General features: G+C 62.4%; 21 protein-coding genes. 13 read left to right on the top strand and 8 right to left on the bottom strand.

Translation table 11 applies throughout. The features are described from left to right. Positions 1–2 precede the first annotated feature (2 nt). The 4 genes from ACFE6Z_RS02005 (at position 3) to ACFE6Z_RS02020 (ending at position 3,772) form a co-directional block, all read left to right on the top strand. Complete coding sequence (locus ACFE6Z_RS02005; RefSeq protein WP_375384012.1) at positions 3–1,205, top strand: hypothetical protein; 1,203 nt, start codon at positions 3–5, stop codon at positions 1,203–1,205. Further along, positions 1,202–2,185, top strand: coding sequence for a hypothetical protein (locus ACFE6Z_RS02010; RefSeq protein ID WP_375384013.1), 984 nt, complete (start codon positions 1,202–1,204; stop codon positions 2,183–2,185). Before ACFE6Z_RS02005 ends, ACFE6Z_RS02010 begins: the two co-directional genes overlap by 4 nt. A 226-nt stretch (positions 2,186–2,411) precedes the next feature. Then, entirely contained in the window at positions 2,412–2,972 is a 561-nt protein-coding gene (locus ACFE6Z_RS02015; protein ID WP_375384014.1) for a hypothetical protein, read from the top strand. Between the two features lie 365 nt (positions 2,973–3,337). Continuing rightward, positions 3,338–3,772, top strand: a complete 435-nt coding sequence (locus ACFE6Z_RS02020; RefSeq protein WP_375384015.1) for a hypothetical protein — start codon at positions 3,338–3,340, stop codon at positions 3,770–3,772. 236 nt (positions 3,773–4,008) lie between these two features. On the opposite strand, the gene ACFE6Z_RS02025 is transcribed toward ACFE6Z_RS02020, so the two are convergent. Beyond that, positions 4,009–4,602: a TetR/AcrR family transcriptional regulator gene (locus tag ACFE6Z_RS02025; protein ID WP_375384016.1), complete on the bottom strand. Its 594-nt coding sequence runs from the start codon at positions 4,600–4,602 to the stop codon at positions 4,009–4,011. 84 nt (positions 4,603–4,686) lie between these two features. Here ACFE6Z_RS02025 and ACFE6Z_RS02030 point away from each other — a divergent pair, with 84 nt between their 5' ends. Continuing rightward, complete coding sequence (locus ACFE6Z_RS02030) at positions 4,687–5,625, top strand: alpha/beta hydrolase (protein WP_375384017.1); 939 nt, start codon at positions 4,687–4,689, stop codon at positions 5,623–5,625. 74 nt (positions 5,626–5,699) lie between these two features. On the opposite strand, the gene ACFE6Z_RS02035 is transcribed toward ACFE6Z_RS02030, so the two are convergent. After that, complete coding sequence (locus tag ACFE6Z_RS02035; RefSeq protein WP_375384018.1) at positions 5,700–6,272, bottom strand: LacI family DNA-binding transcriptional regulator; 573 nt, start codon at positions 6,270–6,272, stop codon at positions 5,700–5,702. A 3-nt stretch (positions 6,273–6,275) separates the two neighbouring features. After that, positions 6,276–7,490, bottom strand: a complete 1,215-nt coding sequence (locus ACFE6Z_RS02040; protein ID WP_375384019.1) for an MFS transporter — start codon at positions 7,488–7,490, stop codon at positions 6,276–6,278. An 11-nt stretch (positions 7,491–7,501) separates the two neighbouring features. On the opposite strand from ACFE6Z_RS02040, the gene ACFE6Z_RS02045 reads away from it, so the two are divergent. Then, entirely contained in the window at positions 7,502–8,275 is a 774-nt protein-coding gene (locus ACFE6Z_RS02045) for a DeoR/GlpR family DNA-binding transcription regulator (protein WP_375384020.1), read from the top strand. A 144-nt stretch (positions 8,276–8,419) separates the two neighbouring features. On the opposite strand, the gene ACFE6Z_RS02050 is transcribed toward ACFE6Z_RS02045, so the two are convergent. Further along, positions 8,420–11,845, bottom strand: coding sequence for a hypothetical protein (locus tag ACFE6Z_RS02050; protein WP_375384021.1), 3,426 nt, complete (start codon positions 11,843–11,845; stop codon positions 8,420–8,422). 654 nt (positions 11,846–12,499) lie between these two features. Between ACFE6Z_RS02050 and ACFE6Z_RS02055 the strand changes: the two genes are divergently transcribed. Further along, a complete protein-coding gene (locus tag ACFE6Z_RS02055) occupies positions 12,500–13,225 on the top strand; it encodes a hypothetical protein (protein WP_375384022.1) in 726 nt (241 codons plus the stop codon). A 294-nt stretch (positions 13,226–13,519) separates the two neighbouring features. Here ACFE6Z_RS02055 and ACFE6Z_RS02060 read toward each other — a convergent pair whose 3' ends face one another. Beyond that, positions 13,520–13,918 (bottom strand): hypothetical protein, encoded by a 399-nt coding sequence (locus ACFE6Z_RS02060; RefSeq protein WP_375384023.1) that lies wholly within the window; start codon positions 13,916–13,918, stop codon positions 13,520–13,522. Between the two features lie 2 nt (positions 13,919–13,920). After that, entirely contained in the window at positions 13,921–15,600 is a 1,680-nt protein-coding gene (locus tag ACFE6Z_RS02065) for a prepilin-type N-terminal cleavage/methylation domain-containing protein (RefSeq protein WP_375384024.1), read from the bottom strand. 272 nt (positions 15,601–15,872) lie between these two features. Between ACFE6Z_RS02065 and ACFE6Z_RS02070 the strand changes: the two genes are divergently transcribed. The 5 genes from ACFE6Z_RS02070 to ACFE6Z_RS02090 all read left to right on the top strand — a co-directional run bounded on the left by ACFE6Z_RS02070 (position 15,873) and on the right by ACFE6Z_RS02090 (position 20,192). Then, positions 15,873–16,577 (top strand): GNAT family N-acetyltransferase, encoded by a 705-nt coding sequence (locus ACFE6Z_RS02070; RefSeq protein ID WP_375384025.1) that lies wholly within the window; start codon positions 15,873–15,875, stop codon positions 16,575–16,577. Between the two features lie 399 nt (positions 16,578–16,976). Next, positions 16,977–17,591, top strand: coding sequence for a transcriptional regulator (locus ACFE6Z_RS02075; RefSeq protein ID WP_375384633.1), 615 nt, complete (start codon positions 16,977–16,979; stop codon positions 17,589–17,591). Further along, the gene (locus ACFE6Z_RS02080) at positions 17,591–18,514 is read left to right on the top strand and encodes an ornithine cyclodeaminase family protein (RefSeq protein WP_375384026.1); all 924 of its coding nucleotides are present in this window, start codon (positions 17,591–17,593) and stop codon (positions 18,512–18,514) included. Before ACFE6Z_RS02075 ends, ACFE6Z_RS02080 begins: the two co-directional genes overlap by 1 nt. A 2-nt stretch (positions 18,515–18,516) precedes the next feature. Beyond that, positions 18,517–19,689: a pyridoxal-phosphate dependent enzyme gene (locus ACFE6Z_RS02085; protein ID WP_375384027.1), complete on the top strand. Its 1,173-nt coding sequence runs from the start codon at positions 18,517–18,519 to the stop codon at positions 19,687–19,689. Continuing rightward, positions 19,686–20,192: an asparaginase domain-containing protein gene (locus tag ACFE6Z_RS02090; RefSeq protein WP_375384028.1), complete on the top strand. Its 507-nt coding sequence runs from the start codon at positions 19,686–19,688 to the stop codon at positions 20,190–20,192. Before ACFE6Z_RS02085 ends, ACFE6Z_RS02090 begins: the two co-directional genes overlap by 4 nt. Positions 20,193–20,417: 225 nt before the next feature. Here the strand turns inward: ACFE6Z_RS02090 and ACFE6Z_RS02095 are convergent, their stop codons facing one another. After that, the gene (locus ACFE6Z_RS02095; protein ID WP_375384029.1) at positions 20,418–20,972 is read right to left on the bottom strand and encodes a TetR/AcrR family transcriptional regulator; all 555 of its coding nucleotides are present in this window, start codon (positions 20,970–20,972) and stop codon (positions 20,418–20,420) included. A gap of 157 nt (positions 20,973–21,129) precedes the next feature. On the opposite strand from ACFE6Z_RS02095, the gene ACFE6Z_RS02100 reads away from it, so the two are divergent. Beyond that, positions 21,130–23,574 (top strand): MMPL family transporter, encoded by a 2,445-nt coding sequence (locus tag ACFE6Z_RS02100; RefSeq protein WP_375384030.1) that lies wholly within the window; start codon positions 21,130–21,132, stop codon positions 23,572–23,574. Positions 23,575–23,791: 217 nt separating this feature from the next. Here the strand turns inward: ACFE6Z_RS02100 and ACFE6Z_RS02105 are convergent, their stop codons facing one another. Beyond that, on the bottom strand, positions 23,792–25,075 hold the full coding sequence (locus ACFE6Z_RS02105) for a PIG-L family deacetylase (RefSeq protein WP_375384031.1): 1,284 nt from the start codon (positions 25,073–25,075) through the stop codon (positions 23,792–23,794). Between the last annotated feature and the right edge of the window lie 138 nt (positions 25,076–25,213).

The raw sequence follows: 25,213 nt of genomic DNA on the forward strand, positions 1-25,213 counted from the left end.
CGGTGGCATCGACTCAGCCGGTCGCGGCCGCCACCAGCCGGCGGCCGCCGTTTGCAGCGGATCGCGTGATTCGGCTGATGTCCATGGCACTTGCGATGGCCTGCATCGCGATCCTGGCGGCGTATGTTGAGCTCGTTGCGCGCCAATGGCCGCTGCTGTCATGGTCGGTGGTGCCGGGACTGGCCGCAGTTGCCCTGCCACCGGCAGCCATTCTCGCCACGTTCTGGTGGGTGCACCCATCCTTCTTACGTCGGCTATGGGCTCTCCAAGCTGTCTCGCTCTTGCTTGCTTTTCTGGCCGTTCCCGTGGCCCTGGCCGGCTCGAAGCTGCCCACCTCTGCAGGGCCGTGGTGGATCGGCCAGTTCGTAATCATCGGTGCATGCGCCGCTGCTCTTGCCTGGACTGTGCGGTGTGCAGTTGTGTATGCGATCACGCTGGAAGTAGTCGTGTTCGGGATCGCGTTGACGTGTTCCGCCGATCCATTCTTCGGACCAGCCACGGGGGATGCTATGCGCCAGTTGTTCTTCGTGGCGATGTTCATGAGTCTTGCGATGGCGATTCAGCGGGCGGGGCGACTTCTTGATCTCGCGACAGCGACAGCAGTTGCGGAGGCGCGCGCGTCTGCGGAGGCCGATGTCAAGCGTGCCTCGCGTCATCGCGTCGAAATGCTCGTGCACGACAGCGTGATTGTCGCCTTGCTCGCCTACGCGAGTGGTGCCCCTGCGCCGACGACGGTGGGCGAGGCGAAACGAGCGCTGGAGGCCATGCGTTCGTCAGGTAATCTCGCTGCGAACGAGGCTACTCGAACCCCACGTGACTTCACCTGGGAGCTGCAGTCCCTGACGACAACCATTGATCCGCAGGCTCGATTCGACTATCAAACCGACGGAAACGGAGCGATTCCCGGTGCAGTCGTCGCGGCCCTCATCGAAGCCACTTCTGAGGCCTTGCGGAACAGTGTTCGCCACGCTGGACAGGGTCGCCCTGTGCGGAGACAGGTCCGCGTCGTGCTGGCTGAAGGCGAGGCCGACGTCGCGGTGCTCGATGATGGAGACGGATTCGACGTCGCGTCCGTGGGTGCCACGAGGCTCGGCATCCGCCACGGCATCATCGGACGCATGCAGCAGGTTCCCGCAGGTGCAGCCGAGATACGAAGCATCCCGGGGTACGGCACGACCGTGTTGCTCCGCTGGAGCACGTCATGAAGGGCGAAGCGGAAGCACCGGAGGACATCGGGCGTTACCTCGGCTTTTACGGCCCTGCACCATGGATTCTCCTCGGGCTCTTCATGGTCTCCTATACCTATGTCGCTCTCGCGGGCGGAGCTCGAACTGCGGCGGACGTCTTCGCCCTTGTCGTGACGTTCTGCGCCGCCACGCTCCTGGCCTTCCCTGCGCCGACGCCCTTTCCTCTGTGGCGAACGGTCGTTGTCGTGGCGCTGATCCCCATTGCTCTGGCGGCTTCGCTGACCCATCCCATCGACGATCCGACTGGCTACGGCGTCTGGTCGTTGCGGACCGGCATAATCCTCATGTACTGGCTGGCACTTCGAGCGCGCTATCTTGCGGCATGGATCGCAGAAGCAGCATCGCTCGCGGTTGCGTGCAGCTGGAGCATCATCACCACCGGAACTCCGCTTCTCGGTCTCAGAATCAGCTACGGAGGCATCCTTACGCTGCTGGCGGTAACGATCTTTGCCAGAGCGCTTCACGCCACCGCCCGACGGATCGTCGCCCACCGAGCGGCCGAACGAGAGCGAGCCGAACGTGAGGCTCGCGCGGCAACCGCGGATTTCGACGCTGAAGCGGAACTTAGAGCCGTACGGGATATCGCGCAACCGACGCTGGAGCAGATTGCAGCTGGTGCACGCCCAGATCCCATCATGGTCGGTGGACTTGAAGCTGCGCTACGGGACCTCATCCGTGGGCGCAATCTCGCCTCCGAGCCCCTCGTCACGATGCTTCGCACCGTACGTGCATCGGGTACCGACGTGCTCCTCCTTGACGATCTCGCCGATCATGACCTCACGGACGCACAACGCACCGCGACCGCAAAGTGGGCGACGGCTCGTCTAGCGACCACGCGCAACGTGACTAGCGCGACCGTTCGCATCGCCCTCGAGGACGGAAAGCCGCTCGCAAGCATGACTTTCGACGGTGCCGACTACGTCGAATTTGCGCCCTGATAACGTGAGGAAAGTCGGCTGGCTGATCCGATCGGGCCACGAGTTTTCGGGGCAGGACACCCCGGGTCCGACGCGGCTAAATTCGCATGCACCGGGTCGCCCAAAAGTCTCAACTGGACTGGGGCGCCCTGGCCGAACAGACGACGGGCGCACCATAACCGACGCTTATGTGAACAGCGACGAGGTGGTTTCGAGCGGTTGCGCTGCAAGCGAGACGAGGACATTCATGATCAAGATCAAATTGAGTACGCACGCGGCGGTCGCGGCGCTCGCCGGATGCGTCGTCCTGGCCGTTCTAACGGGCTGCAGCACCGTGCGAGACGTTCCAGCCTCGGCCGGAGCCAACGGCGGAGCTGCTGCGTCGGAAGCGGGTTCGCTCGATTGTGATGACAGCGCCACGGTAGATCAAGCGGTGTGTGACGATCTGAACGATGCAACGGCGGACGATCCTGAACAGCCGTGTGATTTTGCGGACGGGAGTGCGGTGTGGACCCCTGCCTTCGCTGACTTCAATCCCGACCGGCCCGTGCGCTGCGCGGTCCCAGGTGAGGCTGAGCTGTTCCAGGCGATGGCAGGCTATGGCGCGCAGGTCGATGGCGTCTCTGACCTCGGTACGGAAGGCTCTGCCGATTACAACATCTTCTATCTCATGAGGGGGAGTTGTGGAGGGGAGCCGACCTACTGGCCGGCCACTGATAGCTGGAGTCGATTTAAGGGCACCTCTCCTCGTCTCACCGATGAGCGGTTCCCTACGGGTAAAGATGTAGTGACTGCCATCTGCGGGTAGCCGCGCGCTGATGGCAGTCGGCCCGTCGCATCTTGGATCCGGTTTGGTTGTTCGCTAGCGACCAGTCCTTTCATATCGAAATTGACATGCGCGCACCATACGCAATTCCTGAATTCGCTATATTTTGTGTGCGGCACGTCGCGCAGCGCTATTAGGTATTGACAAAATACCTGATGAGTGCCATAATACGTGTCGGCTAGCTTCGCGGTGTCACTGCAGGAGCTGGCAAGAGCTCTCTAGCTTTAGATAGTGTCGGGATAGCTCCTCCGCCCATCTTCCCGGGTGTGGGAGCGGCCACATTTCTCTTGAGGTGTGTCCGCTCCTGCAACCGCAGGGACTGGGAACCCGAAACCACTGGGAGCATCATGAACAACAAAGTAGTCGCCGCACGCGCGATGCACGACCTTGAGCGCACCGCTATCGAAACACTCGAGGAGATCACAATCGATGGCGTCACCTACCGTCGGCATTCGTGCGGTGGTGGTCTCGTTGCGCTCACCGCGTTTGTCACGCCTCGGGTCCGTATCTCGCCCAAGGCAATGGTTCGCGACCGTGCTGTCGTCATTGGCAGCGTGCGACTTTTCGACGAGGCCATCATCGAAGAGAACGCCGTAGTCGTCGGTGCGTGCACGCTCCGTGATCGAGCCCGAGTCGGGGGACACGCAGTCCTGCGCGACAATGTCACCCTCGCCGATGCGGCCCGCGCAGATGGCCTGGTGACATTGGCCGGAAGCGTCAAGCTCCGCCACTTTGCGCACATCAGCACCGGCAGTTACACCGGCGGGATGACGATCACTTGATCGCCGGCCGCAATCGAGCCCACCTTGAGAGAAGAGAAGAGCCCCCTCGGCGACTCCTCGTCGCTCGGTGGGCTCTTCTTCGTCTTCGACTGATTGACGTCGAAAGGCGATATTTCTTCGAGTGATGTCTCGGGATGGCCATCTTGACCACCAGGGTGACGGCGTTGCCACCTCGGATGGTAAATTCAGTGCCCCAACATGGGCGATGATGCTCCTCGAGCGTTTGGAACTCGCGTCTACGGCTGTGAGGCGGCGCGGATGATCGCTAGCGTGTCGCTAACGATCCCTTCATCGGCGCGCATGATTCCTGCGTAGGAGATCACCGCCTGCAGTACGCTGACGACCGCGGCGAGGTCGATGGTGTCATTGATCTGCCCTGCGTCGACCGCCGCTCGAAGGCGCGCGTGTAGGTGGATGCGGGCGGGCGCAGCGAACTTTGCCGTCATGCGCTCGAGCATTGCTTCGTCCTCGGAGGCGACGGCCGTGGACACCCGGATCAGGTCTCTGCCGTTCTCTCGGTATCCGTCCTCACCGCTTCGCATCCACGTCTCCAGGTCGGCCCACACGTCGGAGCTATAGGGGACCTCGAGGTCGGGCCCAACGATGAAGTCGTCCAGGATAGCCTCGCCGATGACGGCCACCTTGGTCGGCCACCAGCGATAGACGGTCTGCTTACCGACACCAGCCCTGGCCGCGATCCCGTCCATCGTGACGCCATCGTAACCGCGCTCTGCGAGTAGTGAGGCCGTCGCGGAAAGAATCGCCGTGCGAGCCCCCTCATCGCGCGGGCGGCCACGCTTCGGCGCATCTGCAGGATTTACGGCCGTCATCTTCAGAGGCTACAACCGTCAAGGCCTTGCAATTATGAGACGTCTCGTATTGAATATGAAGAAAGCCGTATCAATAGAGATGACATGTCCGATGATTCGCCGTATCCGATTCCCACTTTTCTCAGCGACCATGCCAAGGCAGTACTGGCCGCGCCCCTCCCGCAAGGCCAGAATCCCGCACTCGACGACACTGACGGATGGCTGCAACTGATCGCATACGGCAACGCCGGCGTGGAGAAGAGATTCGGCGACGTGGAGCTCCCCGTCACTATCGAGCCGCGTGAGATCGCGGGTGTGCCGGTGTACGTGATCCGCTCAGCCGAGGTGTCGGACGAGATCAGCTCGCCTCTGTTGATTGACATCCACGGCGGAGCGCTGATCATCGGTGGCGGCGCACTCGCCGGACTGATGGCGGCGCCCGATGCCTTGGCGTCGGGGATGCTCACGTGGGCGCCCGACTACCGGATGCCGCCTCTTCATCCCTACCCGGCGGGGCTCGATGATGTTCTCGCGGTCTATCGAGCTGCTCTTGACGTCAGATCCCCCGAAGAGATCGCGATCGCTGGAACGTCGGCGGGCGGTAATCTGGCGGCTGCCGTCATCCTGCGAATCAAAGACGAGGGGCTTCCGACGCCAGGGTCGCTGGTACTCCTGAGCCCAGAGGTAGACCTTACCGAATCGGGGGACACCTTCCAGACGCTCGCGAAGGCGAGCAATACGCTCGGGAGCTTGCGGGACATCAACCAACTCTATGCGGCCGGCGTTGACCTCACCGATCCGTACGTATCGCCTCTGTTTGGCGACCTCACAGGCTTTCCGCCCACGTTCGTTCAGGCTGGCACCCGTGATCTGTTCCTCTCCAACGCGGTCAGGTTCCATCGCAAACTGCGCACGGCGGGCGTGGATGCTGAGTTGCACGTATTTGAGGCAATGCCGCACGGCGGGTTTGCTGGCGCTCCGGAGGACGAGGAAGTAGGTCTTGAGCTGCGCCGTTTCCTCGATAAGCATCATCCCCGCGTTTAATCGCCCACATGTCTAGGCCACATCGTCTCGGGACTACCTCGGGGAGTCGGGATCCGTTCACTCAGAGTCGTGGTTCAGATCGATAGATGCTCTATACGCTTCACCCTGTCTTGGCCGCCGATCCCGGACATAGTCAAGAGCGTCCTGACGGTGCACTCCGCGATATCTGCGAGCCGGCCGGCAACGGTCCCATCCGATTGAGTAAGGCTCACGCGCAACATTGGCACACTGTTTGACGAGAGGGGCGCAGAGGCCGCGACGGGAACGGCCGTCGAGACCAAGATGATCCCGTCGACGGCCGCTCCCCGCAAGCGACGTGTTCCGTCGACAGTATCCTCTTGGTGCGAGGTGAACGCCACTAACATCCACATTCCCTGTCGCCTAGCCTCGTTCTCTAGGGCAGGTAGGAGACCGGGCGCGACCATGTGCACTTCGGCTGAAATAAGCGTACCGATAACCCGCGATCGCCGGCTTCGCATGGATCGTGCGCCGTTGTGCGCGACGTAGTTCAGGCGCTGCATTGCCTCGACGACTCGTCCGCGCGTGGCGGCTTTCACGTTCGGGTGGTCATTGAGGACCCTCGACACGGTCTGGTGGGAGACGCCTGCTTCAGCTGCGACGTCTCGGATGCCGACGGAGAGAGCCACTGATCAGGTTCCGCCGTGGTCGGACCGAACGGACTCGTCTTTGGTTCGCGGCTTAAGGGCGCCGGCGAAGACGATGATTATCAAGCCGACCGGGATGAGAATGGCGAGCCCGACGCGCAACTCCGTGAACGCGGTGAGCGCCCCGATCAAGGGGCTTGTGAACAGAAAACCCAATCGCATCAGCCAGCTCACGAGAGTCACTCCGGCGCCTTCGCTCACGCCGGGAAGCTTGCTGGCAGCCGCGAGTGCGCTGGGAGAGATGGTCGCGGATCCGTATCCGGCCAGGGCGAGTCCGATCAGAAGCTGCCAGACAGAGTCGTTGGTTGATACGACCAGGACGCCACCTACGGTGATGGCCGCGCCGCCAATGCGCGCGATAGCGGAACGGCCGAAGCGGGTAATGAGAACATCGCCGGCGAACCGCCCGATGCACTGGCTCCCGATCATTACGGTAAAAGCGATCCCTGCCATCGAGGGGGCCATGCCACCAAGCTGGACGCCGCTCATCGCAGACCAGTTGTTAGCTACGTCCTCGACCATAGAGCCGCTGATGGCCAAGATCACGAGAGGCAGCGCGGCCAGAGCGACCAGTTTCCAATGAACGGCTCCAGCCGGCGTGGCACCGGGTTTTTCTGCGCGCTCCGACGAGGCAGGAAGATCGCGCAAGAGAAGCGCGCCGACCCCGACGAGGAGCACCGCGGCCACGGCTGCACCCGCCAGGTATATACGCACATCTATTCCGGACGTCGCCGCGGCAGTCGCGGCGATCCCGCTGACGACACCGCCCAGGCTCCAAAGCGCATGCATCGACGACAAGATCTTTCGACCCGACGAATCCTCGACACGAATGCCGGCGACGTTCTGTGCGACGTCGACGATGGCATCGAACAGACCGATCAAGAACAAGCTCACTGCCAGAACCCAGCCCACGCCCGCCCACGGCGCGCTGGCCACCGCCGCAGCGAGCAGGATGGTTCCCCAGAACGCTACCTTCACAGGGCCAAAGCGGGCGATCAGAGGTGCCGGCGCAGCCGACGAGGCGATTCCTCCCACAGCGAATGCGGCGACGATGAAGCCGAACTCAACGGGGCCGAGGTTGAGCCGCTCGGACAGAATCGGATACCAGGGGAGGAGAGCCGCGAAGACAGCACCGTTGCTGGCGAACATGACGCCAACGCCGAGCGCGCCGCGAAACGGGGTCATCCGTGCTCTGGTCATGCGAGCATGGTATGGATGATAATGATCACGTGCAACGATCAGAACGCCATAAAACGATCATTCGGGCAGTTGACTCGGGACCGCGCCGCATTCAAGAGCTCGCGGAGCTTACGGGCGCATCCACCATCACCATCCGTCGTGATCTCGCTGAACTGGCGGAAAAGGGAACCCTGCGGCGCACACACGGTGGCGCAGAGACAGCGTTGATGCGAGGCGCAGAGTTCCCGTTTGGTCTGCGCCAGTCAGAAGCTCCGGCAACAAAGAGCGCGCTAGCGGAGGCGGCCGCCCAACTCGTACGCCCCGGACAATCGGTTCTTATCGATAATGGAACGACCGCTCTCGCGGTCGCTCATGAGCTCAGGGGGGTGGGAATCACCGCCCTTGCCCTTTCTCTGCATGCAGCAGCGGCGTTGGCGTCCAAACCTGGCAATGAGGTCATCGTCCCTGGCGGGACCGTTGACGCGGACGACCTCTCGTTCGTCGGTATCGATGCTGTGGATGTTGTTCGCTCGATGCGTTTCGATATTGCGTTCTTAGGCGCATGCTCAGCGGATCCCGCTTCTGGTCTGACCGTCTCGAAGTGGGCAGACGCGAAGATCAAACGTGCGGCGATGGACTCCTCCACGCGCACGGTGCTCGTTGCGACGGCTGAGAAGTTCACGCGGACGTCTGCACACCTGTTCGGAACGTTCGCCGACCTGGACACGATCATCACTACCGTCGATATTTCTCCAGCAGTGCTCTACGAGGTTCGTCAAGCGGGCGCCGCGGTTATCACCGTATGATCTCTCGTTGAGAGCCGCGAGTCCGGCGAGATATCGCCCCGCCGGCCTTGGCGCCAGCACTATTCTCCTGCAATCTAACCTCAGAATTCCCCTCGTCATGTTCGAGCCCGACGAGGATGCGTCGGAAATCACCAATCGGGTCTATCACGCGTCTCCGGTATTTCCTGCAACACGCACCGCGGTGAGGGTCGCGCCGGTCGAGGTGACCGTCGCAAGCTGTGTTGGCGAACCGGCAAGGTCATACATGTCGTTATCCTGGATGCGGCCACCTTCGAGGATTGTGCCCGTTGTAATGAGGACAGCCGACTGATCTCCCGCGATGCCCGCCCTTCCGTTTCCGACCATCTGGTTGTTGGTGACGGCGAGGAATCTGATTTTGCGTCCAGCGGCCGCATAGAACCGGCACGCTGAACGCCCGTTTCCGCGAAAGACATTCGATCGCACGGTGAGGCCGGTGATGTCCTTGCCGTTGTCGTTTGCCGATGCGGCGAGTCCCCACGATTTACTTTCTATCACCTGGTTCGCCACGACGATCGCGTGGATGTAGTCGCGCGTGTTCGTTGTTGCTCCAGAGGGTGTCGAGATGAAGATGCCAATGCCATCCTGCGCTCCTGGGCCAGTGCATCCGCGGATCAGGTTCTCCGTGATAATTGCGTGCAGGCCGGGGTAAGCGTCTGGCAGAGTTGTCTTCCGGAGCGCGATACCGGTGACACATCCGATAATGTCGTTACCCATGATGAGAGTGCCGGTCGCGCCCGCGTCGGATATGCCGTAGTACATGTTGATGATTACGTTGTAGACGACCCGATAGCCTTGGACCCCGAGGTCGGGGTCCGCGCCGGTTTGAGCCTCGGTAAAGATGCCATTTTGGCCAGGCCCATACGCGGAGGCCGTGTTCGTTCCGACGATCACATTGAACGCAATCAGAGTGGGTTCCGTAGCACCCGTTCCTTTCGTCCCTGCTCCGATCCCAGAACCGCCGGGGCCGACACCCGAGGGGGCGAGACGGCCAGGGTTCTTGATGTGGTTATACGTAATTGAGCACTGGTCGTAGGAGTGGTCAAAGGGAACGGCGGTAGCAGGGGTATTCCAAACGTTCATGCGGGTTATGGAGCACCGCTGCACGTAGTAGATGTTCAATGGCTTTACCGCGGAGCCGTAGCCGGCGGTATGGATCATCGCTTCCGCCTCGATGCCGAAGTCGTAGAAGTCGGCACCGATGAGCGGGTTGCTCGCGTTGCGCCCTGCACACGTAAGCCAATCGGATGTTCCGGCCGCCGAGGAGTCTCCAGGACGGTCTGCGATAACGTGCACCCACGACAGATCACGCTGCACGCCTCCCCAGGACACGTAGTTCTGGACGGCGAGGGGCGCCGTGGCTATTGTGCGCCCTTGGGGGATGTGCACTATTCCTCCACCTGCGGCAACTGCGGCAACCTGGGCCGCTGCAAATGCAGCGTCATCGGGGGTGCCAAAGGTGGCTTTGCCCGCCGTAATTGTTGTCGTAGCGTTCGACGCGAGGGTCGCGACCCCACCAGCCACAGACTGGATCGTTGAGATCCACACTCCGTCGTTTGCGTTCGCAACCACCGGACCAGCACTCATTACAGCAATCGTCTTCCCAATGTCGGTGGCGGTAAACGGCCGGGCCGCGGACGCGACGGTCGGCTGTCCAGCAGTGGTTGACACGTCAGTGAGGACAATCGCGTCCATCTTTGCGCCGAAGTCTTTAATGTTGAATCGGCTGTTTCGTCCCGCGGCAAAGTCCACCGAGGCGGGCAGCCGGAGGTTCTCGTCGACAGCAACCATCTTTCGTAGCGAGGTCGGCAGAGCGGACGCCCACTGCCACCTTCCGAACTTCGGTGAGGCACCAGCAGAGGGCGTCGAATATACCCCCGCGAGTGGGTTGGTGCCGAACGTCGTCCATTCTCCCGATGTGAGCGTGTAAGAAAATACCGCGAGGCCGTTGACAAGCAGGCGAAGTAACTGGTCTGCGGTGAGAACCAGCTCTACCTTGTCACCTATCTGCGCGACCACAGACGTAGCGGAGCCAAGCGTGGTCGAAGTCAGCCCGGTCAGGACCGTTCCCGTGGACTTCTGCACGACGTAGACCCGCGATGTGCCCGACACAGCCCATCGGAGCATGCGAATGTCGTTGGTGTTGAAGAGGCCGGCAGTAAACCCACCAAATGACGATGCGGTGCCAACAGCGTTGATGCCGTTTATCGTGACCCGACTGACGCCGACCGCACCGCCCACGTTGATGTATTGACACGTGAGCCCAGAGGTCCCCGCTATGGCCTGCATCGACAGACCATCGGAGGTGACAGAAAATATGCCGGCCGGAGCAGAGTCCGGTTTCACAATGATCGGGACCGCGGTGACAGTAGTGTTCTGCGTCTCTAAGCTCGACGACGCGGCGTAGTGCGTCGGGTCAATCTCATGCACGATGTTCGATACGGGAGTTGAACCCGGGAATGCGTACAGGCCGCCTGCTCCGGCGAAGTCGTTCTTAGTGACAACACCCGCCGTATCGAGGGCCGAAGCGATCGCCGGAGGAACCGCTGATGCGATACCCGCAGTGACTTGACCAGGAATATTCGCTGCGGCAATCTTTCCGTCAGCTATTGCACCACTTAGGGCGGAAAGCTGATCCTCGCCGAGCCGTAACGGCACCTGCCCCTCGGGTAGTCGCCCATCTCCGCCGAGCGAGGCAATCCCATTGGGCGTGCCGACGTCCGAGAGCTTCGTTCGGGATACCGAAGCATTGGCTAGCTGAGCTGCACCCACCGATCCGTCAGCTATTTTGGCGTTTGTGACTGCCCCGTCGGCGAGTTTGGCGGTGGACACCGTGCCGTCTGCAAGTTCTTCATTGAGCTTCGCCTGCACCGAGGAACTGAGCTTCGCCTCCGTCACCGCTGCATCAACGATTTTCACCGTCGACACTGAACCGTCGACGGGCGCCCGGTCGTTGGTAAGTCGACCATCGATGGTCGTGACGACGGGGTTGCCCTCCTGCGTGAGTGCTCCGGTGAACTCCTTGTTTCCCACGATCACCTGGTTGCCCGCGAGCCGAACCACGTCGCTGCCATCAGCTTTGGCAGCGAGTTCGGCAGTAAGTCCCGCTATTTTGCTGATGGCGATGTCGGCGTCGGGAGCGACTTCGGCGTTGGTGAGTGTTCCGCGGGCGACCTTGCTCGCTGTGACGGCGTAGTCGGCGAGCTTGGTCGAGGTGACGCTCCCGTCCGCGATCTCGCTCGGTGCTGCATTGAGCTTGTCTTGTAGCTCGGGTGAGAGGTGCGCCTCAACGACGGAACCGAGGCGAAGTTTCGCAGTGGAGACCGTGTTATCCGCGAGCTGGTCGGTTCCAACAGCACCGTCCACAATCTTGGCACTCGTCACCTGTCCGTCTGCCAGCGCAATGTTCTTGACCGAGCCCGGCCGTAGTTGTGGAGCCCCGACTGTGCCCGGCTTCAAAGATCCGTCGCTCGCGAGGGATTGTCCGAGGTAGTCGTTGAGTATGTCGCCCCAGCTACCGAGATCGCCGCCGACCTGGGGGAGCCTCGGCACTACGCGGTTCCTCCCGGATACGGCCCAGTGCTGTACGGCAGCGCGGATGGCGGAAGGATCTGCTCGAGTTGGTGTGGAGTGTGTTGGTTCCTCATATCTGCGCCTGACTATGAAGCACGAGCGCGATGCTGACAAGACTGAACGCCGTGTAGAAAATACAACGGCTCCTCGCATCGACCCTCTGGCGGCGGCCTCGCCGGGCGCCCCAATCACCACCAGTCCCGGCGCGTCAGGGTGTCGTTGTTCTGCCATGGTCGGCGTGGCCTCAGCACACGAAGCCGTATCCGCCTCGTGTCTGCAATCCAACATCGGCACGATTCGGTCGGGTTCCCCGCGTCGTGGTGAACGGGCGCCGATGCGACGCGACCACGCTCGACTCAAGCGGGCTTCGAGCGCCAGCTTGGCACCACTCAGATCCGCGCATTCACAACGTTGTCTGCACCGATTGGCGGCAACTAATGTTGACAACTGGCGCATTAGATGCTACAATATCGCCAGCGTTGGAGCTCCCCAATAGTTGGGTTTGAGCCAGTCCAACGTGCACCACTAACCGACACGACGCACCTCTGCCGTCGCATCGACAGCCAGTTCGGTCAGTCGCCTCACCGCGAGCTGCCGACCGACCTGGCTGCCGATGTGTGCAGCCTTCCGTGAATGAATTTCCCGAAAGGACGCACCATGATGGTCAGTGCATATGAAAACAACGAGGTCGTCGAGAAAGTATGGAGAACCTCGGATCAGACCTGTCGCCGGCACGTCAACCCTGACGGATCAGCAGGAGGTTGGGTCGCACTCACCGCGAACGTCGCTCCTACCGTGTATATCGGCCCGGATGCGATTGTTCTGGACTATGCCCAGGTCTCCGGTAACGCCCAGATCTACGGCAAAACGCAGATTCACGACCATGCCCAGGTCTCGGGTGACACTCGGATTTATGGCGGTGCCAAGATTTCCGGCAGTGCCCAGATCTACGGCCGCGCCCAGATTTTCGGCCGCGCCCAGATCTACGGCAGTGCCCGAGTCTTCGACGACGCCCAGGTTTACGACGACGCCCGGGTCTACGGACACGGGTTTGTCTACGACCACGCTCGGATCTTCGGCTCTGCCAAAGTCCTCGGCAGGACAGAAATCTGGGGCAGCGCTCAGATCTACGACAGCGCCCAGATCTCCGGCACCGCCCAGATCTACGACACCGCCCATGTCTCCGGCACCGCCCAGATTTTCGGGGACAGCCGGGTTTTCGGCCACGCCGAAATTTTTGGGCACGCGCGAATTTATGGTGATGCCCGAATCTCTGGTCACGCCAATGTGTACGGCAGTGCCCGAATACTCGGCAAAACCCGCCTATCCGGTCGCGCGCAGGTCTATAGCAACGCCTGATTCGCTGGTTCCGCTTGTGGGTGCAACACCTATGCCCCTTCCTCCACGCCCTGTGCGCGGAGGAAGGGGCTCTTTTTCATTTCAGTCCACCTAGCGGCGAGAGATTAGCCAACGTCCACCGCGGTGACTCTAGGCCTTCACATCCGGTTGCTCCGGATAGTAGCGCCAGCCTCGACTAACGCCTTTTTGATCGATTTATCTTTGAATCCAAGGGGCTGGGAGAGCTGGCGCGGGGAGTTTTCAGATGCATACATTGATCTTTGCGTCTGTGCGCGCAATTGCGACTAGTCGACGTTACGGTTCGCCGGTGATCGTCGGATGTGACGACCGCGCATCGTCAATGATCTGTGGCTTGATGGCCGGAGATGTGCTCGTTTCGGGTCGAGGTGTTGCATTGAGGAAGTCGAGCTGTTGTCGGTAGTAGTGGACCTTCGCGTTGTCGCCCCTGCTTTCAGCATCAGTGAGTGATGCTTCGAAGGCGGTGCGCGCTCGGTCGTAGTTGCCCTTCGACAGCAACTCTTCCCCTGTAGCTCCGTCAGAAGGCGACGTGGATCCTTCTTGTTGACCCTGATCGCTGTGCGGCGGGTTCAGCCACGTGAGAATGAGGGCGGTCGCGCTCGCTACGAGAACAAAACCGACTGCTGCGATGGCGGTGAGAATGATTGCCTTCCGAGTAATTCGTAGTCGATTCATGATTAGTACCATTGCTGCCAGCTCGAGAGTGCGGGTGCTCCGATGGCCTGCTCTCCAGTTGTTGTATTGATGCACGCGTAGCGGGCGTAGGCGCGCACTGCGCGGAGATAAGTGCTGTTTCCGTCGAGATACACAATGGAGCCGCCGACGGACACTCTGCTACTGCTGGTGATTGCCCAGGTCTTCCATTGATAGGTATCGCTGAGGCTGTCGGCGTCCGCGGCAGTACGGAATCGTGGCTGCATCTTGTCGTACCCGTCCGTGCGCCAGCGGTATTCGTGTTGGCCACCACCCAGGTTGCTACTTGGCGTGTTGGAATCGATCGGGTACGCCGCCGTACCACCACCACCGGCATATCCACCGAAATTACTGGCAGGCATCGCCGGCGATGTGTAGTTTGACCAGCCGAAGACTTGCAGACGACGCGAAGTCCCCACGCCACAGGTTGGGGTGACATCCCACCAGACTCTTGATGCTTCATAGGTCCCGCCACCGGACGGTGCGGGGAAAGTTTCTTTCTCGACGTGAAAACCGCTGACGGTGCCAGGTGTGTCAACGACGCGCGCGAAGGCCGGCTCGTTGCTGTCGGCGCTGTAGTTGCTCGTGGCGTAGGTGTTCTTGCACCGCGTCTTCGCCTTGACCCGGTACTCGAAGCCTTGGTAGTTCGTCGCGTAGGTGTAGCTCAGGCTCGTGGTTGGAGCCGCCCAGGCGCGCCAACCAGTTGCGTCGTCACGGTAGTACGCGGTCGCATACTCGGCCGATGTGCCGCTTGGACAGAGAGTCGCTGCCCAAGACCAGGTGACGCTATCGACCGTGCCGTCGCCTATCGCGGTGGCCGTCAAGATCGGGGCCTCTGGTGCGGTGATCGGCCGAACCGCGACAGCGGTGTTGCTGGTGGCAACAGCGCCTTTCGTGCCGTCCTTGAACGCGCATTGCGTGTCTGCTTGGAAGCTGTATTGGGATCCCTCGTGTGCCGGGACGGTCATGGTTCGTGCCGTTGACCATAGGCTCTCGGTCCACGAACCATTGTTCACTTTTGAACGCAAGCGATACAGCGCGTCGGCGGTACCGCAGTTGACACTAGATGCAGCACCCATCGCGGTGGCATCAGAAACGGAGGCGATCACGACGCTCGCGGCGGCATCCGGTGCGACAGAGACGGTGCCGGTGCGGCGGCTGGTAATGCTCTCGATCTCGTTACTGCCTTCGGCCTTGTACTTCAGTACCCAGGAAACACACGCGAGCCCGGTCTTGCATTGGGTAGAACCGTCCCCGACGTAGGCAAGGACGTCGACGTCAGACGTTGCGGTGAGATCGGCGCAGGAGATCGAGTTGCTCGACGCTGCTCCTGGTAGTTTCAGGGCTGACTCATCAACTCGCAGGGTGGTGCTGACGCTGGATGCGTCGGCGGTCATGGTGGGGCAACTGGGATATTCACCGTTCTGGTCGTAGTACTTTTCCAAAGCCTCCGCGAGTGTCGTGGCTGCGGCTGTACGTTGGGCGTCGCGACCCTCGGCCAGGAAATGCATGCTTCCCAGCGTCGCGATGGTGGCGAGGATAGCGATGAGGACGACGACGATGAGCACCTCCACAATCGTGAAGCCGCCGCGGTACCCCCGAGCGGCGGCTCGTTTAGAGTCGAAAACGAAACAGAAAGTGTTGCGGGGTGCCCGGCGCGTCATATCTGCGCCTGACTATGAAGCACGAGCGCGATGCTGACAAGACTGAACGCCGTGTAGAAAATACAACGGCTCCTCGCATCGACCCTCTGGCGGCGGCCTCGCCGGGCGCCCCAATCACCACCAGTCCCGGCGCGTCAGGGTGTCGTTGTTCTGCCATGGCCGGCGTGGCCTATGTAGTTGGAGTCGTAGCTGGCTGGTGTCTTGAATCCTCCGTTGGCTCGATTCGGTCGGACCTTATCCTGTGCCTCGGAGTCGACTGGCAAACTGTAACGATGCGCAGCGACTTCAGTAAGCTCTGGCCTCCGTTCGGGCTGCGGTTGTCATGCGGTCCGATCGAGCTCAGCGCTATCCGAGACAGCGATCTGCTCGAGCTGGTAGATGCCGCCGCCGACATTCACCCCGATTCTCTACGTCCCTTCCCGGAAAACTGGGCCGGCCTTCCCGCTGATGCACGTGCAGCAACACTGGCCCGGAAGTACTGGGCGCAGCGCAGCTCGTTCTCTCCCAATGATTGGCAGCTGTCGCTTGTCGTGCGCCTCGACGGCCAGATAGTCGGAGTGCAGGGCGCGGAGGCAAAAGCATTCCCAGCTCTTCGCACCCCTGACACCTATTCTTGGCTCGCACGGGGCGTGCAGGGACGCGGGGTCGGGACGTTGATGCGTCAGATCATCTGCTCATTCCTGTTCGACGAACTCGGTGCCACTGCCGTCACGAGCGGCGCCTACGACGACAATCCGGCGTCAATCGCAGTCAGCAAAAAGGTCGGCTACGTGCCCAACGGGCGGCGCCTCGAACTCAGGGATGGCGTGGCCGCCGCACACACGAAGTTCATCCTTCATCCGTCGAACTTTGTGCGCCCACCACTGCCCGTGGAAATCCACGGCGCGGATCAGTTTCGTGCCTACCTCGGACTCCAGATGTGCGACCCGGGTGCTGCTCCACAGCCCGCGGAGACGTGTGTCGATGACGCGCGTTGACCGTGTGCGCTGCGCGTGGCGAACCCGGCGCTGCATCTCTCCTCTCTCCGCCTGCAGGCAGATAGTAGGAGGTCTCCACACCGGCCTATCCGACCAATCACGCACTAAATCGCGGTGCGTCGCTCTGACTGGCTTTCACCTTGTCGGGGGAGAGACGTGGGCGTATAGGTTCCGCTGGCGGGAGCGATGGCAAGTGTGATCGGCCGTGCACTCGACTGCGAGAGATGACACTTGCGCAGCGCGTCGTGAAAGGCGTCTGCGAGACCGGCCCGAATGCATCATCGGGCGGACCATCGCTGCCGCCGTGCCCGATGTGTACAATTCGTCTAGACATTGGGTGATTCGTCTAGTTTGGTGGTTGGGTGCATGGTGAGTTCCGCGGATGCAGTTTTGGCGGCGATGGTGTCGGTGGCGCCTGGTCTCGCGCGAACGTTCGGACAGTATTGCGAGGTCGTCGTGCACGACTATCGCGACCCGGACGCATCCGTTATCGCTGTCGGCGGCGATGTCACGGGGCGTCAGGTCGGTGACGCGATGAGCGATATCGGGCTGCGGGTCCTGGCTGCCGGTGACGCGGCGGTGCCGGACATCGACTACATCACACGGGCAGAGGATGGGCGGCTCTTGAAGTGCTCGACCTTCCCGCTCTTCGATGCTGATGCCCACCTGATCGGTGCGCTCTGTGTGAACCTGGACGTGTCGGCGTTGCATCGCGCCGCGGCGATGCTCTCCGACCTGGGGGGAGCGAACGTCGCGACGGCGAACCCACCGCGGACTGACTTTTCGGGTGATCTGGGCGCGCTCATCGACTCGGTCACAGATGCCGCTGCGGCACGATCGAGCGCACCGATCGCGAGCCTGCCACGTGCCGAGCGCCTGGAAGTGGTCCGTGCGTTGCAGGACGCGGGTGCCTTCGCGTTACGCGGTGCCGCTGTGGGTATCGCTGCTCGGCTGGGTGTTTCGCGTGCCGCGCTCTACAACGACCTGTCGACGATCGCCGAGGAGGCGTCCTGATGATCATCATGACTGAAGAGCGATCCGCGAGTCTCATATCCGAGGAGCTGGCGCTGGAGGCCGCGCGGCTGGCGCTGAGCTCGGTGGGCCAATCCGTGCTGCTGCCGGTCGTGGTCGGGTTCGTGGCCGGGACGCAGAATCGGTTCACGATCAAGTCGGGCTCCGCACCGGGTCTTTCGGGCGCGAAGATCGGCAGCTTCTGGCCCGACAACCCAGCCCTCGGTCTGCCCCGGCACAGCTCGACCATCATCTTGCTCGATGCCGCCACCGGACGGTTGGCCGCGGTGATCGAAGCCGCCGCGGGCAACGCGTATCGCACGGCGGCGGCGGATGCAGTCGCTGTGGAGACCCTCGCCCGCAAGAATGCGCGGGTACTTGCGGTCATCGGCTCGGGCAACCAGGCGCGCTATGAGGCGCGCGCGGTCGCCCGGGTGCGACCGATCGCTGAGATCCTTGTCGCCGGCCGCAACCGTGCGGCCGCTGAGGGGCTCGCCGCGCAGGTGCAGGTTGAGACGGGTGTCCGTGCGCGGGCGGCCGGAATTGAGGAGGCCTGCCACGAAGCTGACATCGTTGTGACGGCGACGACCGCGACGCGGCCGCTATTCCATGCCAACTGGATCCGCCCGGGTACGCACGTGTCGGCGATGGGGGCCGATGGCCAGGGTAAACAGGAGCTGCCTCCCGAGCTGTATAGATCTGCGCGCCTGTTCTGCGACATCGTGGACCAATCCCGCAGCATCGGCGAGTTCCAACACGCGCCGCACGATGTCCCGATCACGGCGCTCGGCGACGTGCTCAACGGCGTCGGGGTCGGGCGAGCCGACGACGAGGAGATCACCGTGTTCGACAGCTCTGGCTTCGCGCTCCAGGACCTCGCCTTGGCCACCGCCCTGCTCAGCCGCGCCGACAAAGAGGAGACCTGAGGATGACTGCCACCGACACCGACACTGATCGGAGCGACCCGTTTGCTGAGGTTTCTCTCGTCGAACGGTCGGGTGCGACGCACCCGCTGACCGATCCACGCTGGCGTGGCGATGACGACGCCCCGTTGGCGCTCACCCCGATCCCAGGGCTGACGCCGACGGACATCGACTCGACCGAGCGCTCCCTCTGGCGATACGCCCGCGCCTTGCCCGTCGATCGGGCACATCGCATCAGCCTCGGTGAGGGCCTGACGCCTCTGATCGGCGCGCCATGGATGACGGGAGATATCCGGTTCAAACTCGAATGGTTCAACCCCACCTCGAGCTTCAAAGACCGCGGCGTCTCCGTGATGATGTCCCACCTGCACAGCCAGGGCGTCACGCAGGTCCTCGAAGACAGCTCCGGCAACGGCGGTTCATCGGTCGCCTGCTACGCCGCAGCGGCTGGCATCGCCGCGAAGATCATCGTGCCCGAAGCCACGTCGCCCGCGAAGATCCTGCAGGCGCGTTCTTTCGGTGCGGACATCGAACTTGTCGCCGGCACCCGCGACGACGTATCGGACGAAGCGATCCGCCAATCCGGGACGATCCCCTACGCGAGCCATAACTGGCATCCGTTCTTCCTGCAGGGCACCAAGACCATCGCCTACGAGATGTGGGAGCAGCTCGGATTCCGCGCCCCCGATAACGTCGTGCTCGTCGCGGGCGCGGGAAGCAACATCCTTGGCTGCGACCTCGCGTTCCGGGAGCTGTTGGATGCCGGCCAGATCCAGCGCCTGCCACGGTTGCTCATCGGCCAGCCGGAACACTGGGGTACCATCTCCGACGCGATCAACGGCGTCGACCCCGCATCGCACGGCGAACGCGTCCCGACGATCGCGGAAGGCGCATCGATAGCACGTCCCATCCGTCTCCCCGAGACCGTCGCCGCCATCCGCCGCTCCGGGGGTGCGGCCGTATCGGTGTCGGATGACGAGATCCGTTCGGCGGTGCGCTCCTTGACCGCGCGCGGACTCTATGCGGAACCCACTAGCGCGGTCGCCGCGGCTGCGCTGGACCGCTTTCTTGCCGACGGAACCATCACCGCCGGTCAAACCACGGTGGTCATTCTCACCGGATCCGGGTTGAAATCGGCCGATCGCATGACGACGATCTTCGACGGATCACGGTCGTGACCGGCGAGGTTGAAGTCGTCCTCCTTGCCACGGGCGGAACGATTGACAAGGTCTACGGGCTGAGCGGTGAACTCGAGATCGGTCCGCCGGTGGCCGCTGCGCTCTTGGCGGCCGCCGGAATCGAGATCTCGATCGAAAGCATCCTGACGAAGGACTCTCTTGAACTCACCCCCGCTGATCGCGCGGCGATCGTTGAGTGCGTTCGCAGCCGACCGGCCTGTCGTTTCCTGATCACTCACGGCACAGACACGATGACCGACACCGCTGCGGCCCTGCTTGAGAGTGGCGTCGTCACGGACCGAACGGTCGTGCTGACGGGAGCAATGCGCCCAGCAGCCATGATCGACAGTGACGCGGCATTCAATCTCGGCGCCGCGATGGTTGCCGCGCGGATGCTGCCAGCGGGCGTGTATATCGTCATGCACGGGACGGTGTTCGCCGGCGATGCCGTGACCAAGAATCCTGCCGCAGGGCGGTTCGTCGAGGTCCCGCGCCAAGGCTAGGCGAATATCTCGGGAAGATCAGTTCTCTGGGATGCGCGGACCGCTCGCTGTCTGGCCCACAGGCCTTGTCTTGACATGGGGCACTTGGACCCGGTCATCCCGCAGGACGAACCGTTGTCCGGTGCGGTGCGGTGTTGCGACAGTCACGAACGATTGTCCGTGTTCACAACCTCTATGGGACCAGCAGGTAGCAGATGGTGAGAGTGACTCGGTGGAGCCTTGGTGTTACCGAACTCGGAAGATACGGCGCAAGGAGTCGGAGAGGATGGGGGCGAGCTCTTCGTCGGTCAGATGCGCGAACGACGGCAGCGCTGCGAAGGACATGAATGCCACGTTGACGGCCCAGAGCTGCTCGGGCGTGGGTGTGCGTGAGTAGATCGCGACGGCGACGCGGTCGAAGAAGTCAGGACCATCGCCGGGTAGCGTGCGCAGGCCAAGGTTGGCTACGAGAAAGTCGATCGGGCGACGCTGGCTCAACCCTGAGGCGATCAGTGCATCGATGACCGCATCGATCCGCGCCGGTCGGGTCGGAATGGCAGCGATCTCGTTGAGCGTGGCGGCGAAGCGTGCCGTCTCTGCGTCGATGATCGCTTGCAGGATGTCGCCCTTGGCGGGGTAGTGGTAGTACAGCGCCGCGCGAGTGAGTCCGAGTTCGGCCGCGAGGTCCTGCATCGCGGTAGCCGCGTAGCCGCGCTCCGCGAACATCCGTGCGGCCGCGTCGAGGATGCGCTGCTTGGCCTGCACGGTCTGCTCTGCTCGGGTGGTGCGGACGAGTGCCATGGCCGATACTCCTTCGAAAACGGGTCTCACCGATTCTATCTATACAGACTGTTAGGAAAATGACTGACAGCATGTATAGTCAATCGCTATACAGGTTGTATAGCGGGTGGGTCGTGATAATTCCACGGCTTGCCCTCGACAGAATGGGTTTCGGCACATGGCTGGTCTTCTTTACCGTCTCGGACGTTTCTCCGCACGTCGCCGCTGGACCGTGATCCTCTCGTGGCTGCTGATCATCGCGCTCTCCGGGGTCGGCTACTCCCTTTTCGCTGGCACGATCTCCCCGTCGATCACCATCCCTGGCACGCCGACGGCGAAGGTCGCCAGCGAACTTGCCGACACCCTTCCGGAGGTGAGTGGCGGAAGCGGCAGCTTGGTCTTCTCGACCACGGATAGCGCCCCCTTCACCGAAGAGCAGAAGGCCGGAGTTGCCTCCCTCCTCGAGCAGATCAGTGGGTTCGCGGGCGTCAAATCGGCAACTGATCCGTTCACCATCGACTCGCAGCTCGCAACTGAGCGTCAGCAGGCCGTCGACGGGCGCGAACAGGTACTCGCGGGTCAGCAGCAGCTGGCCGAGTCGCAGGCTCAGCTCGATCAGCTGCGGGAGATCGATCCCTCCAACGCAGCCCTCGCCGCGAGTCAGGCGGAGCTCGACGCCAGCGCCGCAACACTGACCGCACAGAGCACGCAACTCAACCTCGGCCAGCAGCTGCTCGACATGTCGACAAACATCCGCTTTGTTTCCGAAGACCAGACGGCCGCCCTCGCGACCGTCCAGTTTGTCGACGACGCATTCGTCGTACCGCCCGCCCTCAAGGAGAAGGTGGTGGCGGCGACTGAGGATGCGACCATCGCTGGTGTCGAGGTGACTGTTTCGAATGAGCTGGTGCAGGGAGTCCCCAACCTCATCGGCCCCGGTGAGATCGCGGGCATCATCTTCGCTGCCGTCGTGCTGCTCGCGTTGCTCGGCACCGCGCTCGGAGCGGCGCTTCCGCTTGTGAGCGCCCTGGTGGGTATCGCGGTAACCCTCATCGGGTCGCTAGCGTTCTCCGGAATCGTACAGTTCACCTCGATCACGCCATTGCTCGCGCTGATGCTGGGCCTTGCGGTGGGGATCGACTATTCCCTATTCATCATCAACCGGCACCGGACGCAACTGAAAGCGGGAACGACGGTGCCCGAGTCGATCGGACTCGCCAATGGCACCTCCGGTAACGCCGTCGTTTTCGCAGGGACGACGGTCATCGTCGCGTTGGTCGCTCTGAACATCACGGGCATCCCATTTCTCGGACTGATGGGCACCGTCGGAGCTGTCGCGGTTGCTGTCGCGGTCCTCGTCGCCGTGACTCTCACTCCCGCCATGCTGTCCGTCGCCGGAATGCGGATCCTCCGCACGAAGGAGCGCCGTGCGATCGGTTCAACCGAAGCCACGGCGGCGTCGACGAACGCCATGTCGATGCGGCGGGCCGTCCTCACGCTGATCGCAGGCATCGCCGTCCTTGGAAGCGTCGCACTGCCGGCGCTGGGCATGCGGCTGGGTCTGCCCGACGGATCCTCCGAGGCCACCACCTCCAGCCAGTACGCGACGTTCACGACCATCGCCGACAAGTTCGGCGCGGGGCAGAATGGCGCGCTCGTGATCGTTGCCGACCTGCCCGAATCGGCTTCAGGTGTGATGCTCCTCCAGCAGCAAGTTGCGATCGCCACCGTGATCGCCGAGCAGGATCACGTGAGCGCTGTCGCACCGATCGGTGTCCCATCCGGCGGCGACGTGATCGCATTTCAGATCATCCCCACAAACGGCCCGTCCAGCGTTGAGACGGAAGAACTCGTGCATGATCTGCGCGATATCTCACCGCTCAGCACGAGCGAGGGCGCCGTGTCGCTCGGCGTCGCAGGCAACGCGAGCGCACAGATCGACATCTCCGAGAAACTGGGGGAGGTGCTGCCGATCTACCTCGCCGTCGTCATCGGCTTGTCGCTGATCATCCTCCTCATCGTCTTCCGATCCATCCTCGTACCCGTGATCGCGACTGCCGGGTTCGTGCTGTCGTTGGTGGCCACCTTCGGCGGGCTCACCGCGATCTACCAACTCGGCTGGCTCAGCACGATCTTCGGGGTACACGACCCCGCGCCCATCTTGAGTTTCCTGCCGGTGCTCGAGATCGGTATCCTCTTCGGCCTCGCCATGGACTACCAGCTCTTCCTCGTTTCTGGGATGCGGGAGGCGTACGCGAAGGGCGCGCCCGCCCGGATCGCGGTCCAGCGCGGACTGCAGGTCGGTCGCCCGGTGGTCACCGCTGCCGCGATCATCATGGTCTCCGTCTTCGCCGGATTCGTGTTCTCCGACTCCTCGACGATCCGACCGATCGGATTCGGGCTGGCGTTTGGCGTGCTGATCGACGCCTTCGTCGTACGGATGCTCCTGGTACCGGCTGCGATGACTTTGCTCGGCGACGCCGTCTGGTGGATGCCGAAATGCCTCGAACGGGTGGTGCCGAACATCGACGTCGAAGGTTCCTCCCTTGAACGACTGCACGCGAAGCCGGACGTCGAGGATTGGCGAGAGCCGACCCGGGAGTTAACGACATCGCGGCCGTAGGTACGCGCAGTGCTCGATAGTCCTTCGACGACGCAGCGAGCTACGCCTCCACTCGCTGCTTTCGCAGGCGTGACAGCGAGCAGGGGGCACGCCGAGGGGCCGAGGAGCTTCGGAGGAAGGTGTCCGGTGCGGGCTTGCCGAGCACGACGTGCGCTGGTGTGACGATCGTTTCGAACGTGGGGCGGGTTCGAATCACCTGGAGGGGATCGCTTCCCACTCAGGAAGCGAACGCTTTGATCTCGGCCAATCCGACGTTGTTCCCGGCCCCCGCGGTGATTGTGAAGCGGACCCAGGCTACAGAGCGGGAGCTGAAGGTGACCGTGGTGCCCGCGCCGGTGGCGTCGAGCTGCTCGACACTTACTGCCGAACCGCTGGAGAACGTAAGCGTGCCACCAAGTATGTTGTCGGTGCTGTTGGGCCGGTCGTAAAGCGTGATGCGTGCCAGGGCCTGGGGTGTGTCCCAGCGCAACTCGATCCATCCGCCGATGCGTTCACCAAGAGTTGCCCATTCTTTGGTGTAGTCGCCCGGATAGCCGTCGATGACGCCATCGATGGCGCGGACCCCCAGCTGGGTATCGCCTGCGTTCTCTGAAGACACGAGAACGCGAGCGGACATCGCGACGTTTGGCCCGCCGCCACCCGGCCCTCCGATCGGAACGACAGGTGCGGGCGGGTCCGTCGTGTACTGGCGTTCGAGCCAGTCGGTCGCGATCGGTTGTACGGCAGGATCGTAGGGTGAGTATGCCTCCATGGCTGCACGCTTGCGGTCGCAGAGGCTGCTGTTCACATTTGCCGCGCGGTCGGAGATGCCGTAACCCTGGTACGCAGCGAGTGCTGGTACGAAGCCGGCGAGTGCTGAGACCGTGAAGCGACTTGTCATCTGATGATCGGGATGGTCGTGCGTCGATTCCGCGCCATCCAGTGTGCGCACCATGACTGGATCGGCTTCGTCGGCGATAGCGCGAAGGACGGCCAACAGCTCTGCTTTGGTGAACGTGGTCGAGAAATCTAAAGAGTGGATCGTTGTGATCGCGCCAGTCCAGAGCATCGCGAGAGATACAGCACCAGTTGATGGGAACCCCTCACCCTGTCCGCCCCCGTCAGGGAGGCGAACATAGATGTGTTTCACGGATGCAATGGACGCGACATGGAGGGCCTTTCCGGCAATGATCTCAGTCCCGGTCGACCATGCATCGACGGAACCGGTCATCTGTGAGTAGGCGGCACGCGCGCCCACTTCTCTGCTATGCCAGTAGGTTTCATCACTATCGCCGGAGTCGCCCGCCGTGAGGTAGACGACCACAAGTCTTCGTCCTGCATCGATGTCTGTCAGGATGTCCGGGTTCATGAAGTAGAGATCGTCGTCTTGATGAGCGTTGACGATCACCACGCGCTCGTCTGGTCGTGTTTCCCACACGTCAACATTGGCTATCCGAATGGCGAGCGCATTGGCGTCACCGATGCGTATTTCCACGGCGTTAGAGAAATCAAGGTCAGGCATCAGGAACCTTGACGTAGATGTGGAGCGGGTTAGGATCAGCGGCCGGTGGCCACAACGCGGCAGGAACCAGTTGGACGGTGACCGAATCTCCCGCCTCGCCTGCGGGTCCTGGCGTCTGTATTTGCGCCACAACCGCCG

The organism is uncultured Microbacterium sp. (assembly GCF_964244775.1).
Taxonomy (GTDB): domain Bacteria; phylum Actinomycetota; class Actinomycetes; order Actinomycetales; family Microbacteriaceae; genus Microbacterium.